The organism is Peptacetobacter hiranonis, assembly GCF_008151785.1.
Taxonomy (GTDB): Bacteria; Bacillota; Clostridia; order Peptostreptococcales; family Peptostreptococcaceae; genus Peptacetobacter; species Peptacetobacter hiranonis.
Genome location: NZ_CP036523.1, coordinates 1,420,061 through 1,438,789, shown reverse-complemented (window position 1 = coordinate 1,438,789; position 18,729 = coordinate 1,420,061). Strand labels below are relative to the sequence as shown.

Below are 18,729 nucleotides of genomic sequence, written 5' to 3'. Positions count from 1 at the left end.
AATTTAATCACCTACATTCCATTTATATCCCATTCTTCTTACAGTAACGATATTTGTAGGATTTGAAGGATCATCCTCGACTTTTTTTCTAAGTCTTCTTATATATACCGTAAGAGTACTGTTGTCTATAAAATCGTTGTTTGAATCCCAAAGTTTGCCGAGTATTTGCTCTTGAGATAGAATAATATTTGGATTTTCCATAAATAAGCAAAGTAATTTATATTCTCCAGAAGTCAAATTTAAAGTTTCTCCGTTTTTTGTAACATCTCCATTTAATAAATTTACAGAAATTCCATTTGAATTAAGTACGGTATTTTTCTGATTGAAGTCATTGCTCCTACGAAGAATAGCATTAACTTTTGATAGGAAAACAGCTAATTTAAAGGGCTTAGTAATGTAATCATCGGCACCCATATCAAGTCCCATTATTATATCAGTTTCTTCATCTGCAGCTGTTAAAAAAATTATCGGTATTTTTGAATTAAGTCGTATTTTTTCACATAGCTGATAGCCAGAGCCATCAGGAAGAGAAATATCTAAAATTGCTAGGTCGTATTTATTGTTTTGCCATAATTTTTCAGCTTCATCTATAGTTCTAGCATTGTCAACTTCATATCCTTGTTTTTTAAGCGCAAAGGATAATCCACTAATAAGGCTTAAATCATCTTCAACAAAGAAAATTTTACTCATAAAAATTCCTCCTAAATATTTATTAATGATTTTATTATATACTTGAAAAAATTATTAAACAATAAAGCAGACTAAAAAGAAGGATTTTCTATAAACCTATAGAAAATTAACAACAAGGTGGTGATATTCATGAAAAAATATAACATAGATGAAAACACTGAAGAATTAAAATATAAAAGAGGAAGATGCTTATTTGCGTTATCAATAGTGCTTGGATTTGTTGGAATTGTACTTTTAATAGTAGGGATTTTCGTTCAAAATACGAAATATGGTACACCTCTATCTGTTGTTGGAGCAATAGTCAGTATGACACTCGCATTCTTTTTAATGTATAAATCATATTCAGATATGATGGCATACGAAAGTTTGAAGATGGAGAGGGAATACGACAAGCACGAATTATATAAATTAAAATCTGTCTGCAAATATGAAGTGAAGTCAAAGCTTCTAGGGGCAGGTTTTTCTGAAGAGAATGAGTATTTAAAAAAGAAGAAGTTCTCATATTTAAAGGACTCTATAACATATTATTTTAGAATGGTGGATACTGCTAAAGTCTTTGGAAGCGTTGAGAGATATATAAAAGAGTTTGAGCTGATGGATAGAGAAGGGAATTCTTGTCTTTGTCTGTTTGTATATGTGGATCATATTACAGATGAAAATCTTGAAGATGCTAAGGAGCTTGGAAAGAGTGATATTGTTTATGAAACAGTGATAAATCCGTTTCCCCAGGATAGTTATGTGATTGTGGTTGTAGATAGAAAGACCAATGAAGGGTATTTTTTAGATATTGGTAAAAAGCATAAATCATCACTTTATTCTCATGGATGCAAGTGGATAAAGAAGATTCTGGATAACTAGAATAGCAATATAACTATAAAGATACAATGTGAGGAAGATTTATGAATAAAAATAATGAATTTAAAGAAAATGATTTAGCAGATGAAGCTAAAAAAGGAAAAAGACTATTTATAATAGCGATAATTTGCTTTTTAATAGCATTTGGATTTATACTTTGGGCTGCAATAGTTCAAGACAAGAATGTAAAAAATAGCGATATAATTGGGATTGTTGGATTTTTAGGATTTGGTGTAGCTTCTGTAATTATAATGATAAAAGCATTTCCTCTAATTCTATTGTTTGAAAGCGATAGAGTATGGAATGAATATGAGCAAAAGGAATTATATAAAATAAGCTCTGTAAATAGAAATACATTAGAAGAAAAATTAATAAATAAAAAATTTAAGCCATATAACGGATACTATAAAAGAAAGAAGTTTAGCTTTTTAAAGGACTCTATTACATATTACTTTAGATTTGTAGATACAAAAACAGTAAGTGGATGTGCAAAACGAGAGGTAAATGCATTTAAAAAAATTCATAAAAAAGAAAGAACAAGCTGTCTTTGTTTATTTGCATGTTTAGATGGATTAACTGACAGAGATTTACAAAATGTCAAGGATATTGGTAAAAAGTATATCGTACATGAAAATGTTCTAGATCCTCATCTGCGGGAAAATTATATAATTGTCGCAGTAGATAAAACTACGGGAGAAGGGTATTTCATGGATATAGGAAAGAAACATAGAATATCTATATATCATCATGGATGCAAAATGATTAAAAAAATTTTATAAAAGTTTAAAATATGGAAATACTGTTGCATTAATAATTAATATTTTGCAGCAGTATTTTTTTATTTTGTTATAATTTGGTTATTTTTTATTGATACTATCTAATCAAATAAAAGATATAAAATTTTGAAAGGATGATATATATGAAAGAATTAATATTAGAAACAAAAAACTTATCAAAAGAATATAAAAATCAAAAGGCGGTAGACAAAGTTTCACTAAACATAGAAAGAAATACAATATACGGTTTATTAGGACCAAATGGAGCAGGAAAGTCTACAATTTTAAAAATGATTGTTGGTTTATTAAAGCCTACAGATGGAGAAATAATTTTTAATGGAAATATATTGGAAAGAAAAGATTTAAAATATATAGGCTCATTGATAGAATCGCCAGCACTTTATTGGAATTTAACAGCAGAAGAAAATCTTACAGTATATACAAAATTACTCGGTATACCTAAAACTAGAATAAAAGAAGTTTTAGATATTGTAGATTTGAAAAATACAGGTAAAAAAAGAGCTTCTCAGTTTTCAATGGGAATGAAGCAGCGATTAGGGATAGCAATAGCTCTTTTAAATAATCCAAAATTATTAATCTTAGATGAACCAACAAATGGTCTAGATCCATTTGGAATTCAGGAACTTAGAAATCTTATATCTTCTTTTCCTAAAAATGGGATAACAGTTATATTATCGAGTCACATACTTTCTGAAGTATCTCAAGTTGTGGATAAAATAGCGATAATAAACGAGGGAAAGTTACTTTTTGAAGGAATGCCAGATAAGGATGAGAATTTAGAAGAGTTCTTTACAAATACAATAGTAAAAAATAAAAATATGTAAATAAAGGAGATTTATTATGAATAGAATAGAAGCAGAAATATTAAAGTATAAAAAAACTATGATGTCAAAACTAATATTGATTATACCTATATTTTTCGCAGTTTTTTCCATGGTAGTGCAAATAATAATTTCTGAAAATCCAGGAATTAAAGTGGATATGGCTTCAAAAGAGAGTTGGAAGATGTTTTTGACATTATCATTTAACTTTTGGTCTTTTATATTTATTCCTATGATATCAGCTCTTTTGACAGGATTGGTTGCAAATCAAGAAAAGAAAGTAGGAAATTACAGAGCACTTTGTTGTCATGAGATTATGCCTTTAAAAATTTGGTTCTATAAGATAATGGGGATGGTAGTGTATATGCTAATTGCAACAATAATATTTATAGCAGTAGAAGTAGTAGCAGGTTCGATAAGTGCTATAGGGAATATTTCGTTTATAAAAATATTAGTAGCTGCAATAGCTTGTTTTTTAGTATCAATATCAATTTTACCAATACAATTATTCTTTGCTACAAATTTTGGAATGATTATAAATTTAGCTGTGGGATTTGCTGGAATGTTAAGTGGTGTATTAATGGCTCCTGAAAAGTATTGGATACTTAATCCTTACTCATGGGCAACTAGACTGATGTGTCCATTGATAGGAGTTCATCCAAATGGGATAGTATTAAATCAAGGAGATCCACTATTGAATGGTGATGTAGTTGGAATAGGGATTATCCTTTCTATGATAAGTTTTTCTATATTATTATTTATGACTGGAAAATTATTTGAGAAAAAGGAATTTAGATAAGGTATAAAAGGAGAGAAAAAATGATTAGTTTTTTAGAGGTTGAATGGTTAAAAACAAGAAGAAGTTTGATAAGGTGGATTGTATTTTTATCTCCAATAATTATCTCTGGATGTGCGGTATCATATCTAATATACAGAAAAGATATTTCAAACTATACTATCTATCAAAGTTTCTTTTCTATATGGTCTGCATGTATAATTCCGATTGGAGTAGGGATTATCACTGGATACCTAATATACGAAGAAAATTTATCTAATAGTTTTAATATAATACTTAGCAATGGGATAAATAGAAAAAAATTTTACTTGGCGAAATTTTTATTTTCAATTATTGCACAGGCTGTGTGTACATTTTTAGCTGTAATTATACTATGCTTGGGAATGAATGTATTAAATTCTAATAATTTAGATATAGCTTTATTTTTAAAAGCAAGTCTATTCAGCATTATAGGAACTCTGCCAATTATGGCAATACATTTAATAATAAGCTTTATATTTGGGATGGGAGCATCTATTGGAGCTGGAATATGTGGATTTTTAGTAGCAACTTTAATTGGAACAACAGCTATAGGAGATAATATTTGGATGTTTGTACCTTGGTCTTACACTGTAAAAATGAGTATGATTCCTTATATATTACAAATGAATAATACGGAACTATTAGCACAAATACAGAGTCAAATAAATTTATTATTTTTATTGAGTATAATTTTAAGTGCAATATTCTTAATAGTCGGTGTTATTTGGTATAATAATTGTGAAATAAGAGATAATCGAGGTGACTAAATTGAGTACAATTTTAATTATAGATGATGAAAAAGATTTAGTTAAATTATTGGGAAAAAAGATAAAAGACAATGGTCATGAAGTACTTGTAGCATTTGATGGAGAAGAAGGTATAGAAAAATCAAAGTTAAATCCAGATTTAATTCTTTTAGATATAATGATGCCAAAGATAGACGGATTTGAGGTATGTCAGAAAATAAGAGATAATGTTGTTTGCCCAATTATATTTTTGAGTGCAAGACAAAGCGAAACAGACAAGATAAGGGGATTTAATCTAGGTGGAGATGATTATATTACAAAACCATTTGGACTTAGAGAACTATTAGCAAAAATAGAGGCAAATTTAAGAAGAGAAAAAAGATCTCAATATTTGAATGAAGAAAATAAAAGAAGGAAGCTATACTTTGGGAATTTATCTTTAGATATAAAAGATAGAGTGGTTGAAGTTTGTGGTAAAGATATTCCTCTTACAAAGACAGAGTATGAAATTGTAGAGCTATTGGCATTAAATGCGGGACAAGTATTCACAAAAGAGCAGATTTATGAAAAAGTTTGGGGTTATGATAAGGGCGGAGATAATACAACAGTTGTTGAGATGATAAAAAAGATAAGAAGAAAATTCTCTACAATAGATGATACAGAGCAGTATATATCTACAGTATGGGGAATAGGATATAAATGGAATAAAAGGTGAAAAATATGATAAATAGTGCATTAGATAATTCAATAAAAAAGAGAAAATCATTAGCAGCTACGTTTAGACGCTCATTTGTACTTATAGTGGTATTTAGCTTAATTTCAACAATAATCACATATCTGTTATCTATGTTATTGTTTAATTTTGCTCTTAATTCAGAGAAAATAAATCCAGCTAACTATTATGAAAATAAGATTCCAGTCATTGAGAAATATGTAGAGTCTAATGGAATAGATGTTTTAAAAAGGGATAGCGAAACGGAATTAAAGAATATTGTAAAAGGATACGATTTTTTCTATCAAGTTGTAGATATAAATAATGAAGAAAAATATACAAATTTTGATAAGAAAGTGTTCAATGATAAGAGTGAATTTCAGAAATCAATTAATAAGACAATTTCAAAAAATAATTATTATGTAAATAGTATTCCTATATTTGATAAGGAAGGAAAATTAGAGGGTGCTGTTTTGATAATGTATAAAATCAGCTTGATTGCAGCTAATAGCAATAAAATTCTCCTAAGATTTATTAGTATATTTATAATATTAGTACCGTTTTTATACATTATTTTATTCACTATTATCCTATCTAAAAAAATTGCTAAGAAAATTTCAAAGCCAATAAATATTTTGGTCGATGGGACAAATAAGATAAAAGAAAAGAATCTAGATTTTGATCTTGGTTACGACGAAGATGATGAGCTTGGAGATTTGTGTAAGGCATTTTCGGATATGAAAGATGAGTTAAAGGATTCTTTATCAAAGCAATGGCAGCTTGAACAGGATAGAGTAGAAATGGTATCTTCATTGGCTCATGATTTAAAATCTCCACTGTCTATTATGAAAATTTATTCTGAAGCGATATTGGATGATAACAATATAAACGATGATACAAAAGAGTATATTGAGGTTATAGAGAAAAATATAGATAAGAGTATATCTCTAGTCCAGCAAATGCAGTACACTTCGGAAATAGATAATTCCAAATTAGAGATAAAAGAATTAGAAATTAATATAAGAGAATTTTTGGAAGAAAAAATAGAGGAATATAAATTGAAAGCAAATCAAAAGAAGGCGAGTGTTGGTTTGTGTGTAAGTACGGATGTACCAGAAGTAATTAATGTAGATGTAGAAAAGCTTGAGAGAATATTGGATAATGTAGTATCAAATAGTATTCAATATATAGATTTTGGTGGAAAAGTAGAAGTAAGTGCTCGTTTTGAAAATGATAAAATTATTTATTCTGTAATTGATGATGGAGTAGGATTTGATAAGGAAGATATAGATAAAGCTTTTGATAGATTTTATCGTGGTGACAAAGCTAGACAAGGAGTACACTCTGGACTAGGGTTGTATATTTCAAAACAGTTATGTGATATTTTAGGTGGAGAAATAAAAATATTTAATGTAGAAAAAGGTAGTAAAATAGAATTTTCTCATAAAATATAAGATTTTATTTTAAAAATGTATTGTAAAAAAATTTGTTATATCTGAAGAAATTAACTATAATAGTAACGGGAGAAAAAATATATAGGAGGGATATAATGAGTTTATCAAATACAGAAGGATTAGAAACTAAAGAAGCCACCACAGTAGAAAAATCCAAAGAAAATAAAAATCTAATGACGGAGGGAAGTATTCTTAAAACGATACTAGTATTTTCCATTCCGTTAATACTTGGAAATCTGCTTCAGCAGATGTACAACACAGTCGATTCTATAATCGTTGGTAACTATGTAGGAAAGAATGCACTAGCAGCTGTAGGATCGAGTTCGTCTTTAATCTATCTATTAATTGCATTCAGCCAGGGAATTTCAGTAGGTTCTGGGGTAATTGTTTCACAGGCAATCGGTGCGAATAAGAAAAAGGATATTCAATTATCAATTCATACATCTATGGCAATATCAATTATATTAGGAGCCATATTATCAATTTTAGGATTTATTTTTACACCACAGATATTAAAAATGATGAATACTCCAGCGGAAGTTATGGTAGAGTCAGTAAAATATCTTAGATTATATTCATTAGGACTTATATTCAACGTTATTTACAATATGGAAGCAGGAATTTTAAATTCAGTAGGGAATTCAAAACGTTCACTACTATACTTAGGAATTGCTTCAGTAATCAATATTATATTCGATTTAATTTTCATAAGAACTTTAGGCTGGGGAGTGGAAGGAGCTGCAATAGCTACAAATATCAGCCAGGCAATAGCTTGTATTATAACACTAGGCTATTTAATGAGAGTAAACGCAAACTATAAGGTAACTCTTTCAAAGATAAAAATGCATAAAAGTGTTGCAAAAAGACTTATAAAAGTAGGACTTCCAACAGGGATACAAAATATGATGATATCACTTTCAAATGTGTTAATTCAGTCTAGTATAAATGTGTTTGGACCTATTGCAATGGCAGGGTTTGGAGCATATTTAAAAATAGATGGATTCAACATACTTCCAGTTTTAAGTTTCAGTATGGCAAGTACTACATTCACAGGTCAGAACTATGGAGCTAAGAAAGTTGAACGTGTTAAGAAGGGAATGTGGGTTGTTCTTGCAATGTGCGTTGTTTATACAATAATCACAGGTGCATTATTACTTGCATTTGCACATCAGGTTATACGGTTATTCTCTCAGGATCCAGATGTAATAGAAGCAGGAGTGCGGGCTATGAGATATTTCTGCCCATTCTATTTCTTATTAGGAATACTACACTCAGTAGCTGGAACAATAAGAGGAGTAGGAAAAACAGTACCACCGATGATAGTATTATTCTTATCTCTATGTTTATTTAGAGTTATTTGTATATTATACGTTATACCAATGACTAGCATAAATTATGTGTATATGCTTTATCCATTGTCTTGGCTAATAGGTGCAATACTAATGGTAGCTTACTTTGTAAAATCAAAACCATTAACAATAAAAGAAAGAATATAAATTTACTACTAAAAAAGAGTGAGTAAATCAAAATTTACCGAATATCTATTTTAAGAGCAGCAAAGAGTATATAGACAAAATCTTCTCCAGGCTTCGACGTGTGTGTGAGTAACATACTTTGTTGTATTTAAAATACACGTCTGCAGATTGTCGAGTGATTTTGTCTATATACTCATATGCTGTAGCTTATAAATAGCTTTGTAAAGTTTTGATTTAATCATCCTTTAGCAAGCTAGTAAATTTATAATAGAAGATTAATTTATTATTGATTTTAAGTATTTTTTTAGTATTTTACTCAAGTAGTCTTTTCCTACAGAAACATCCCCACTGTTAAGCACTTCAAGAAAAGTCGGATCTTCTATTAGCATCTCACTTAAAAATCCTAATAGTTTCCTATTCATATTAAGGTGTTCATCATCAGGAAGAAGCATTGTAATTATGCAACTAATTCCTTTAAAATACTCATTTTCAAAAGTTTCACTATCAGAAATACAAGCCGACATTCTAATATGTTTAGTACCAGATGTTTTTGTGTGGAATAGAGCAAATCCCATTTCAGGGAATACCTGAGTAGCGATTTTTTCTCGAGCAATTATATCTGATAGTATTATTTCGGAATTATCATCAGAGTCAATTAATTTATCTTTCAAAACATCTAAATATTTTTCAAAATCTATATCCTTAGAAATTGTTATTATGTTAAAATTATCCAAAATCATCTTCATCTGTTCAGTTAGATTGTGAATTAAATCTAATTGGTTATAGAAGTCTAGTCTATCCTCTGATTTATCAGCAGTTATTTCATATTTTCTTATATTTGCATCTATATTTTTTATATCTGAATCAGTTATCAATGGATTTATGAAAATGATATCGGCTCCATCAGGGACTTCCATATTTATATTTGATACAAAGAAATCTGTTTTTCTTATTGTATTTGAATCTAGGTCTCCCTTTCCGTATGTTTCTATTGATATTCTATTTCCAAATACTTTTTCTAATTTTGTTTTTATAAATCTCGAAATACCTATCCCACTTGCACAGACAACACCTACATAAACAGTTCTTTTAGATAGATTATTCTGCTCAAGTCTTACAACTGCAGCACCAAAGTGAACAGCCAAAAATCCTGTTTCAGACTCTGGAACTTTTAAATTTAATTTTTCTTCTAGCATAGCGGTTACTTTTTTACATTTTTTGAATATATCTGGATAGTCGCTTTTAATTTGGTCCAGTAGAGGGTTTCTTATAGCTAAACCATTTGTCAATCTAACTAATGTTGGCTGCATGTGTGCGATAAGTCCATCTATAAATGCGTCATCCTGTTCAAGAATGTATGAAATATCTGGATCGTATGCCTCAATCATTTCATAAACAAGAGAAACCAGAGTATTATTTCTTTTAGAGCTTTTAGAATTAGAAGTATTTTGCATTTTAGATGCCCTAATATGAAGGCATATATATGTAACTTCTATTTCTGGTATTTCTATGTCAAATTCTTTTTCAAGAGAAGATGCGATTATCACAGCAAGAGAGTAATCTCTATCGTGCTCGATATCTTCATCTAATCTACTATCTGGCTCAATTATCTCATTGTGCATTATTCTATTGATTGCGATAGTTATGTGAATTACAAGCCCAGCATAAGAGCTGTCTGTAAGGTTTGCAATCTGTTCATTGTTCAAATTTATTAAGCAAGAGATAACTCTCTTCATAATATCTGTATCTAGCAAGCTATAGATATTTTTGCTGCTCTTATTTTCTATTAATTTTATTAAGTTACTTTCTCTCATAGTGTTTTTATCGTTTTGAGTTAGTTTGTATGATGATGTGTACTCATCTATGAAAGCAGTTAATGCTTTTCTATATGCTTTTTCTTTACCTTCAAGGTAAATTCCAAAGCCTTGTTTTCTAACTAACGATAACTTAAACTTATCAAACCACTTTGCAACTTCATCAAGGTCATTGCTGACAGTTGCCTCACTTACTCCAAGCATATTTGCATAGTAGAATAATTTTTGTGGCTCGCTTTCTTTTAATAATTCTAGTATTAATTTTTTAATACGCTCATCTTTATTAGAAACATCTAAAGTATCATCTGCCATAAGTAGGGCAGTTAATTTTTCTTTGTCAGACTTATCACCCTCAATCCAAACACCAGTACCAGCTTTAGATTGGAATGATAAATTGTATTTCTTTAAAGATGATTCTATATATTCAAGCTCCCTTTGTACAGTTCTCTTGCTGACACCAACAGAATCGGCGAGATATTTAACTGAAACGGGAGAATCTTGCATCAGTAGATTTAATGTGATTTGTCCAAGTCTTGGAGAGAAATCAGAAATCATAAGCAATCAATCCTTTCTTTTAAATATTGTAAATTATTTAGTTATTATAATTAAATATAGGTCAACTTTTAACTAGTCATTGTTTTTAATTTTTTCTATTATAGCTTTATACATATTTGAATCCATGAAATTTTCTACTTCTATTATTGTAGCGTATTCGTTGTAATCCCTAGCTTTTGTAGAAATTATCTTTTGACAGATTAGTAAGTCTGCATCTTCTGGAATTTCGTCAACAGGAGATGATGAAACAGATATACCACCTAATCCGTTTTCTATAAGCATCTTTTTAAACATAGATGCAGCCATTACACTAGATCCTATTCCCGCATCACATACAAATACAATATCTTCAACATATCCAAAATCGGGCAAACTAAATACTGGCTCACTAGTAGTTTTAATACTTTCAGATGTATTATCATCAGATTCTATTTCTTTGGATTTATGTGCATCAAATTCTAATATTAAGCAAGCTGATACACAACTAACTACAGCAGAAATAACAATTCCAAATAATATTGCCATCCATTCAGAAGGAGAACACATTAGCAATATAGTTATTATTGAACCTGGTGAGATAGCTCCTCTTGCACCTACATGAAGTAGGTAAAATACAAAGTTTCCAGACATTGCACCTAAAATCAATGCAATAAGTAATTTTAGATTTGATAATACAATAGGGAAGTAAATCTCATGTATCCCACCTATTGCTTGTACTGTCATACAAGATGCAAAGTATTTTCTTCTATCCTTATTTAAAATATAAAGGGCTAAAAGAATTCCAAGTCCAGGCCCTGGATTTGTTTCTAATAAGAAAAATACAGATTTTCCAAAGTTAGCAGTATTTTCAACGCCTGCAGGAATCAAAAATCCATGGTTTATACTATTATTTAATGAAAATACTTTAAGCGTTTCTATAACTGATGTCGTAATAGGAAGTGTTTTTACATCAGATAGGTATTCAATTAAATTTGAGAAGAATAAGTCTATATATGAAAAAATAGGTGCAAATATAAAATATGTCAATGAAACTGTTATAACCCCGACAGCACCAAAAAAGATATTCTTACTTATCATTTCAAACCCTGTAAATTTATCAAATTTAATCTTTTCTTTTAAAAATCTACATAAGATTCCACAAAGCGTTCCCATAAATATAGATGCGATAAAAGATGTATATGCAGAAAAAATAGAAATTGCTAGTCCACATACAGCACCTGTAAATGCTCCAGATTCACCGCCTATTTTTTTACCTGCATAGTAGGCTAAAATAGTCGGAAGTAGATATTTATAACAAGACTGACTTACTAAAGCCATTTCTTCATTTGGAAATAGTCCTGAATTTGAAAACATCAATGAAATAAAACCAAGCATTATGAATAAAGGAAGATTTGCTGCGATTATACTACTATAAAACTTAACTCCTTTAGATAGAAGTCTTTTTAAACTATTACACTCGTTCAATAAATTCACATCCCTTAACTTTAATTTATAAATCTGTTAACTTTAATCAATTATCTTTCGTCTATAATTATACCAATAAAAGAAATTTACTTGCTTTAAAGTATATCATTAAATTTGGCACTTATCCATAGTGCCAAATAAGGACTTTGTTTGAATTGAAAATGTTATCCTGCTGGAATTATAATATAGACATAGAGATAAGGGAAACAAAAAAATAAAATAAAAAATAAAGAAAACGGAAACTTAGACTAAATATAAAATTAATGGAGGAAATAAAAATGTTATTTGGATTTGGAAAAAAGAAAAAAGCAGAGCAGGAAGCTAAAGATATAAAAAAAGAAGTTGTTGAAAAGAAACCATTATTAATGAAGGAAAACATAGTGCTAAACTGTGAAAGAATGGAAAAAAACGACACGATAAGAAAAGTTGGTCAGATACTTGTAGATTCTGGATATGTCAAAGAAGACTACATAGAAGGGATGATAGCAAGAGAGCTTACTTTCTCAACTAATATGGGGAACTGCATAGCACTTCCACATGGTACAAATGAAGTTAAGAAAGAAGTTTTAGAATCTGGGATAGCAGTTCTTACATTCCCAGAAGGAACAGACTGGGGTGGAGAAGATGTTAAGTTAGTAATTGGTATAGCTGGTGTTGGAGATGAACACTTAGAGATACTAGCAAATATAGCTACTAAATTAGTAAGCATGGAAGAAGTTGACAAATTAGTTAATGGAAACAGTGTGGATCTAATATACGATACATTTATGAAGGAGGACTAATCGATGATAGTTACAGTTACAATGAATCCAGCGATAGACAAAACTGTCGACATTGGAAAATTTGAACATGGTGGACTTAATAGAATAAAAAATGTTGAAATCGATGCCGGTGGAAAAGGAATAAATGTTTCAAAAACAATAAAAGAGCTTGGTGGAGAAACAATAGCTACAGGGTTTATAGGTGGTACTACAGGTCAGTTAATAGAAAACGTACTTAATGAAATGGGTATAAAAAACGACTTTGTAAAAATAGAAAGCCCAACTAGAACAAATACAAAACTAGTTGAAGAAGGTGGAATAGTTACAGAGTTAAATGAGCCTGGACCAGTTATAACAGAGGAAGCTATGGAAGAGCTTTTAACTAAGTTAGAAGGGTATGCATCTGAAGAAACTTTATTTGTACTTGCAGGAAGTGTTCCAGCTAGTGTTGATAAAGGAATATATGGAAAAATAGCAGATGCAGTTCACGAAAAAGGTGCAAAAGTGTTTATAGACGCTGATGGAGAATTATTTGTAAAATCTCTGGATTCTAAACCAGATTATATAAAACCTAATAATGTAGAACTTGCAGAATTCTTCGGTGTAGAAGGAGATATAACAGTTGAAGATACTGTAGGTATGGCTAAAAAGTTAATGGCTAGAGGAATTGAGCATATAGCTGTATCTATGGGAAAAGATGGCGCAGTATTTGTATCTAATGAAGAAAAATTCAAATGCAAGGGATTAAAGGTCAAAACATATTCTACAGTAGGTGCTGGAGATGCAATGGTTGCAGCTATTTCTTATGGAGTAGAGAAGGGACTTTCTTATAGAGAAGCAGCAAAACTAGGTGTTGCAACTTCTGCAGGTGCCGTTACTACTATAGGAACAAAACCACCTACAAGAGAAGTTGTAGATGAACTTTTAGCACAGGTTGAATGTGAAGAAATATAGCATATTAATAACAAAAAATTATAGATAAAAACTTAGGAGGAATTTGAAAATGAAAACAAGAGCAGTACGTATGTATGGGAAAGAAGATTTAAGATTAGAAGAGTTTGAATTACCAAAAATAAAAGACGATGAAATATTAGTTAAAGTAATGAGTGACAGTATATGTATGTCTACATATAAATTAGTTGAACAGGGTAAAAAACATAAAAGAGCTCCTCAGAATATAGATACAAACCCAGTAATAGTTGGACATGAATTTGCAGGGGTTATAGTTGAAGTTGGTGAAAAATGGAAAGATCAGTTTAAACCAGGGCAGAAATTTGCTCAGCAGCCAGCATTAAACTACAAAGGAAGACTAGATTCTCCAGGATATTCTTATGAATTCTGCGGTGGTGCTTGTACTTACTGCATAATGCCTCACGAAGTTATGGAACTTGGATGCCTTCTTAACTACGATGGAGATTCATTCTTTGAAGCATCATTAGGAGAACCAATGAGCTGTATAATAGGTGGATACCATGCAAATTACCACACAAATAAGAAAAACTACAACCACGCTATGGGTACAAAAGTAGACGGTAATATATTAATAATGGGTGGATGTGGTCCAATGGGACTTGGTGCAGTTAGCTACGGACTACAGTTCGAAAATAAACCTAAGAGAATAGTAGTTACTGATATAAGTGATGACAGAATAGAAAGAGCAAAATCTGTTATACCTGAAGAAAAAGGTGCAGAAAAAGGAATAGAATTAAAATATGTAAACACTGCTAAAATGGAAGATCCAATAAAAGAATTAATGGATTTAACAGAAGGTCATGGATTTGATGACGTATTTGTATATGTTCCAATAAAAGAAGTTGCAGAAATGGGAGATAAATTATTAGCATTTGACGGATGTATGAACTTCTTCGCTGGACCAACAAACAACCAGTTCAGTGCTGAAATAAACTTATACAACTGCCACTACACAAGTACTCATATATTAGGTACAACAGGTGGAAACAATGACGACCTTATAGAAGCTAATGACTTAGCAGCTAAAGGTTTAATAGAACCAGCAGTTATGGTTACTCATGTAGGTGGAATAGATAGTATAGCAGATGCTACTCTTAACTTACCAAATATACCAGGTGGTAAAAAACTTACTTATACTCAGATAGATATGCCTCTTACTGCAATAGATGATTTTGAAGAATTAGGAAAAACTAATCCACTATTTGCTAAACTTGATGCAAGTTGTAAAGCTCATAGAGGGTTATGGAATGCAGAAGCAGAAAAAATATTATTTGACCACTTTGGTGTAGAATATTAAGCCTCTATTCAAATTTTTATAAATAGACTGTGAGTTTTGTTGTTTTGTTCATAGTCAAAATTCTATCTAATATGATGCCGCTTCGAAAAAAGTTTTTGAGGCGGCATTTCTTGTTGATGAAAATAATATGAATTATGTTATACTTTATATTAAGTGGAATTATAATAATTTTTATTTTTTTTATTTTATAAGGAGAAGAAAAATGATAGTAACAGTATCTTTTAATCCTGCTATTGACCAGACGATAGATGTTAAAAACTATGAATATGCAGGTGTGAACAGAATAGAGCATTTTGAAGTAGATGCGGGTGGAAAAGGAATTAACGTAGCTAAAAACTTAAAGATTTTAGGTGAGGAGCCCATAGCTCTCGGATTTATTGGAGGTAGAACTGGTCAAACATTTAAAGAGATGATTAGTAATCTACAGATAAGAAATGATTTTACTTATATCTATGGAGAAACTAGAATTAATACAAAAATTATAGAGGAAGACGGAACTATAACTGAGTTTAATGCAGTAGGTCCTGAAATTTTACAAGACCGTATTAATGAGCTTATGATAAAAATAGACGGATATGCTACAGAAAATACATTATTTGTAATATCTGGAAAAGTTCCTCCAGGAGTAGATGCAAATGTGTTTAAGAATATTATCAAATTAGCTCATAATAGAGGCTCTAAGGTAGCAGTAGACTCAGCAGGTGCATTATTTTCTAAGGCAGTTGAAGAAAAGCCAGAGATTATAAAAGTTAAGCTAAAAGATATAGAGAGAGTTCATGAAAAAGAAAATATGAACGACGAAGAAATAGTAGAAGTAGTAAAAAAATACATAAACGATGGAATAAAATACGCTGCTATATCTATGGGTGAAAGAGGAGCAATTTTTGCAAATAGCGATGAAGTTTTCAAATGTAGTTTTGCAAAAGTTAAGACTCATTCTACTGTGGGTGCTAGTGATGCGCTTTTAGCAGGATTAGTTTACGGTATAGAAAATAGACTAGAGTTTGAAAAAACTGCTAAATTGGCTACAGCTATGTCTGTTGGTGCTGTTATGACAATAGGAACAAAACCATCATCAAAAGAGATGATTAAAAAATTATATGAAGATATAAATATAACAAAATTTTAATTTTATCTTAGAAATATTACTAAAAAATGTGGGATTTTTAATTGTGAAAAAAGAAATTATATAAATTTATATGTGAAAAAATCGTGAATTTTAAGTTGGCTAGAGAGTAGTCATAGACACGTATTGAATTGGTTTAATTGTGTAAAATTTTTTAAAAAAATTAAAAACTTGTTATTCTAAAAAGAAAATTTACTATTGACAGTGAAGTTTTTAGATGATAAAGTTTAATCATCAACTTAATATTATCATTAAATGATAGAGGCGCGGTATTTATCAGTACATAATAACTTAAGCAGGGCAGCTGTTATTATTGAAAGGAAATATCGCCGAAGTTCAGGCTTTGCACCAGGGTCTGTTCTGGGGTATCGTAGAATATGCGATACACTGTCACATCGAGTGGAGCGCTATCTTGGTTAGATAAAAGGACTTTCCTTTTTATATTGTAAATACAGCCATAAATGCTATATTCTTTGTGATATATCATTTGTGGTTTTTTTATTGTTTAAAAGGGGGAGGATTTATAAATGAAAAATTCTAGAAGAAAAATATTTAGAATTATGACGATGTGTCTTATGATTGTCATGATGATGTCAGTAACAGTATTTGCGGAAGGAGAAGCAACTGAGTATGTACCAAAATTATACTCTACAGTTTGGGCACTTGTTCCGCCAGTAGTTGCAATAACACTAGCACTTATAACAAAAGAAGTTTATAGTTCATTATTCGTAGGTATAGCAGTTGGTGGTATATTCTACGGAGGTGGAAATTTTGAAAGAACAATAACACATGTATTAAACGACGGACTTATAGGAGTTCTTTCAGATCCATACAATGTTGGAATATTAATATTCCTAGTTATTTTAGGAGCTATGGTAAGTTTAATGAACAGAGCAGGAGGTTCTGCTGCATTTGGTAGATGGGCAAGCCAGCATATAAAAACAAGAGTTGGTGCTCAGATAACTACTATAATATTAGGATGTTTAATATTCATAGATGACTACTTCAACTGTTTAACAGTAGGCAGTGTTATGAGACCTATAACAGATAAACACAATGTATCTAGAGCTAAATTAGCTTACTTAATAGATTCAACTGCCGCTCCAATATGTATAATCGCGCCAATATCATCTTGGGCAGCTGCAGTAACTGGGTTTGTTCCTGGTGAAGATGGTCTTTCAGTATTCGTTCAGGCGATACCATTTAACTTCTACGCATTATTTACAATAATAATGATGTTAGGTTTAGTTCTTTTAAAAGTGGACTACGGCCCAATGAAATTACACGAAGATAATGCTAAAAAAGGTGATCTATTCACAACAGGAGCAAGACCATATGCTTACAATGAAGAAGTAAAAGAAAATACAAAAGGTCATGTTTTAGATCTTTTAATACCAATAGCTTCACTTATAGTATTCTGTGTAATAGGTATGATATACACAGGTGGGTTCTTCAGTGGAGAAAGTATAGTAACAGCATTCTCAAATGCAGATGCTTCAGTTGGTTTAGCACTAGGAAGTTTCTTCGCATTAGTTGTTACAATAGTACTTTATGTATGTAGAAAAGCTCTTACATTTAAAGAATGTATGGACTGTATACCAGAAGGATTCAAATCAATGGTTCCAGCAATAATGATATTAACATTTGCTTGGTCATTAAAAGCTATGACAGATAGTTTAGGAGCAGCACCATTTGTTGAAGGTATAATGAAAGGTAATGCACAGGCTCTAATGAACTTCTTACCAGCAGTTATATTCTTAGTTGGATGTTTCTTAGCATTTGCTACAGGTACATCTTGGGGAACATTTGGTATACTTATACCAATAGTTGTTGGAGTATTTGCTAATGACCATCAGATGATGATAATAGCTATATCAGCTTGTATGGCAGGGGCTGTATGTGGAGACCACTGTTCACCAATATCAGATACTACAATAATGGCATCTGCTGGTTCTCAGAGTGACCACGTTAACCACGTTTCAACTCAGATACCATACGCTGCAACAGTAGCTGTTATATCTTGTATAACTTATATAATAGCAGGATTTACAAAATCAGCAGCAATATCATTAGGATTTGGTTTAATAGCTGTTTTAGGAACTTTAGCTTTTATAAAAAGCAGAGAAAAAGCAAATGGAACTTATGTAGAATAAAACCACGATTAGATATACGATTGAATTCAGATAAGATTAAAGTTGATGAGAGTTTGATTGTTAATAAGCTTGTTGCAATTTTTTAATTGATTTATTGATTAAGAAATGTAAAAATAAATGATTCACTAACCAAAAAGAACCGATAGAACTGGGAACTCTATCGGTTCTTTTTATGTATATTTATAGTATGAGGGTTGTCATTCTTCTTTAAATATATCAT

The 18,729-nt window shown here is 30.6% G+C and carries 16 protein-coding genes and 1 riboswitch; of the genes, 13 read left to right on the top strand and 3 right to left on the bottom strand.

Annotation, left to right across the window (positions count from 1 at the left end; all coding sequences use genetic code 11):
* Positions 1–3 precede the first annotated feature (3 nt).
* Positions 4–690: a response regulator transcription factor gene (locus tag KGNDJEFE_RS06810; RefSeq protein ID WP_006440244.1), complete on the bottom strand. Its 687-nt coding sequence runs from the start codon at positions 688–690 to the stop codon at positions 4–6.
* A gap of 129 nt (positions 691–819) precedes the next feature.
* Here KGNDJEFE_RS06810 and KGNDJEFE_RS06805 point away from each other — a divergent pair, with 129 nt between their 5' ends.
* From KGNDJEFE_RS06805 to KGNDJEFE_RS06770, 8 genes are all read left to right on the top strand, one after another.
* Positions 820–1,548, top strand: a complete 729-nt coding sequence (locus KGNDJEFE_RS06805) for an SNARE-associated domain-containing protein (protein WP_148881822.1) — start codon at positions 820–822, stop codon at positions 1,546–1,548.
* Positions 1,549–1,589: 41 nt separating this feature from the next.
* Positions 1,590–2,324: a hypothetical protein gene (locus KGNDJEFE_RS06800; protein WP_006440247.1), complete on the top strand. Its 735-nt coding sequence runs from the start codon at positions 1,590–1,592 to the stop codon at positions 2,322–2,324.
* A 140-nt stretch (positions 2,325–2,464) separates the two neighbouring features.
* Positions 2,465–3,166: a lantibiotic protection ABC transporter ATP-binding protein gene (locus tag KGNDJEFE_RS06795; RefSeq protein ID WP_040410448.1), complete on the top strand. Its 702-nt coding sequence runs from the start codon at positions 2,465–2,467 to the stop codon at positions 3,164–3,166.
* Positions 3,167–3,182: 16 nt separating this feature from the next.
* A complete protein-coding gene (locus KGNDJEFE_RS06790) occupies positions 3,183–3,962 on the top strand; it encodes a lantibiotic immunity ABC transporter MutE/EpiE family permease subunit (RefSeq protein WP_006440249.1) in 780 nt (259 codons plus the stop codon).
* Positions 3,963–3,982: 20 nt separating this feature from the next.
* On the top strand, positions 3,983–4,747 hold the full coding sequence (locus KGNDJEFE_RS06785; RefSeq protein WP_006440250.1) for a lantibiotic immunity ABC transporter MutG family permease subunit: 765 nt from the start codon (positions 3,983–3,985) through the stop codon (positions 4,745–4,747).
* On the top strand, positions 4,740–5,441 hold the full coding sequence (locus KGNDJEFE_RS06780) for a response regulator transcription factor (protein ID WP_006440251.1): 702 nt from the start codon (positions 4,740–4,742) through the stop codon (positions 5,439–5,441). Before KGNDJEFE_RS06785 ends, KGNDJEFE_RS06780 begins: the two co-directional genes overlap by 8 nt.
* 5 nt (positions 5,442–5,446) lie before the next feature.
* On the top strand, positions 5,447–6,892 hold the full coding sequence (locus KGNDJEFE_RS06775) for a HAMP domain-containing sensor histidine kinase (RefSeq protein WP_040410450.1): 1,446 nt from the start codon (positions 5,447–5,449) through the stop codon (positions 6,890–6,892).
* A gap of 95 nt (positions 6,893–6,987) precedes the next feature.
* Positions 6,988–8,388, top strand: coding sequence for an MATE family efflux transporter (locus KGNDJEFE_RS06770; RefSeq protein ID WP_006440253.1), 1,401 nt, complete (start codon positions 6,988–6,990; stop codon positions 8,386–8,388).
* Between the two features lie 254 nt (positions 8,389–8,642).
* On the opposite strand, the gene KGNDJEFE_RS06765 is transcribed toward KGNDJEFE_RS06770, so the two are convergent.
* Positions 8,643–10,736, bottom strand: coding sequence for a BglG family transcription antiterminator (locus KGNDJEFE_RS06765; RefSeq protein ID WP_006440254.1), 2,094 nt, complete (start codon positions 10,734–10,736; stop codon positions 8,643–8,645).
* Positions 10,737–10,808: 72 nt separating this feature from the next.
* Positions 10,809–12,200, bottom strand: coding sequence for a PTS sugar transporter subunit IIBC family protein (locus KGNDJEFE_RS06760; RefSeq protein ID WP_040410451.1), 1,392 nt, complete (start codon positions 12,198–12,200; stop codon positions 10,809–10,811).
* Positions 12,201–12,478: 278 nt separating this feature from the next.
* Here KGNDJEFE_RS06760 and KGNDJEFE_RS06755 point away from each other — a divergent pair, with 278 nt between their 5' ends.
* From KGNDJEFE_RS06755 to KGNDJEFE_RS06735, 5 genes are all read left to right on the top strand, one after another.
* Entirely contained in the window at positions 12,479–12,982 is a 504-nt protein-coding gene (locus KGNDJEFE_RS06755) for a PTS mannitol transporter subunit IIA (RefSeq protein WP_040410452.1), read from the top strand.
* 3 nt (positions 12,983–12,985) lie between these two features.
* The gene (pfkB, locus tag KGNDJEFE_RS06750) at positions 12,986–13,915 is read left to right on the top strand and encodes a 1-phosphofructokinase (protein WP_006440257.1); all 930 of its coding nucleotides are present in this window, start codon (positions 12,986–12,988) and stop codon (positions 13,913–13,915) included.
* 49 nt (positions 13,916–13,964) lie between these two features.
* The gene (locus tag KGNDJEFE_RS06745; protein ID WP_006440258.1) at positions 13,965–15,230 is read left to right on the top strand and encodes a zinc-binding dehydrogenase; all 1,266 of its coding nucleotides are present in this window, start codon (positions 13,965–13,967) and stop codon (positions 15,228–15,230) included.
* A 202-nt stretch (positions 15,231–15,432) separates the two neighbouring features.
* Positions 15,433–16,359 (top strand): 1-phosphofructokinase family hexose kinase, encoded by a 927-nt coding sequence (locus tag KGNDJEFE_RS06740; protein ID WP_040410453.1) that lies wholly within the window; start codon positions 15,433–15,435, stop codon positions 16,357–16,359.
* 248 nt (positions 16,360–16,607) lie between these two features.
* A riboswitch (Lysine riboswitch) is annotated at positions 16,608–16,774 on the top strand.
* A gap of 109 nt (positions 16,775–16,883) precedes the next feature.
* Positions 16,884–18,509: a Na+/H+ antiporter NhaC family protein gene (locus KGNDJEFE_RS06735; protein WP_006440260.1), complete on the top strand. Its 1,626-nt coding sequence runs from the start codon at positions 16,884–16,886 to the stop codon at positions 18,507–18,509.
* Positions 18,510–18,729: the final 220 nt, after the last annotated feature.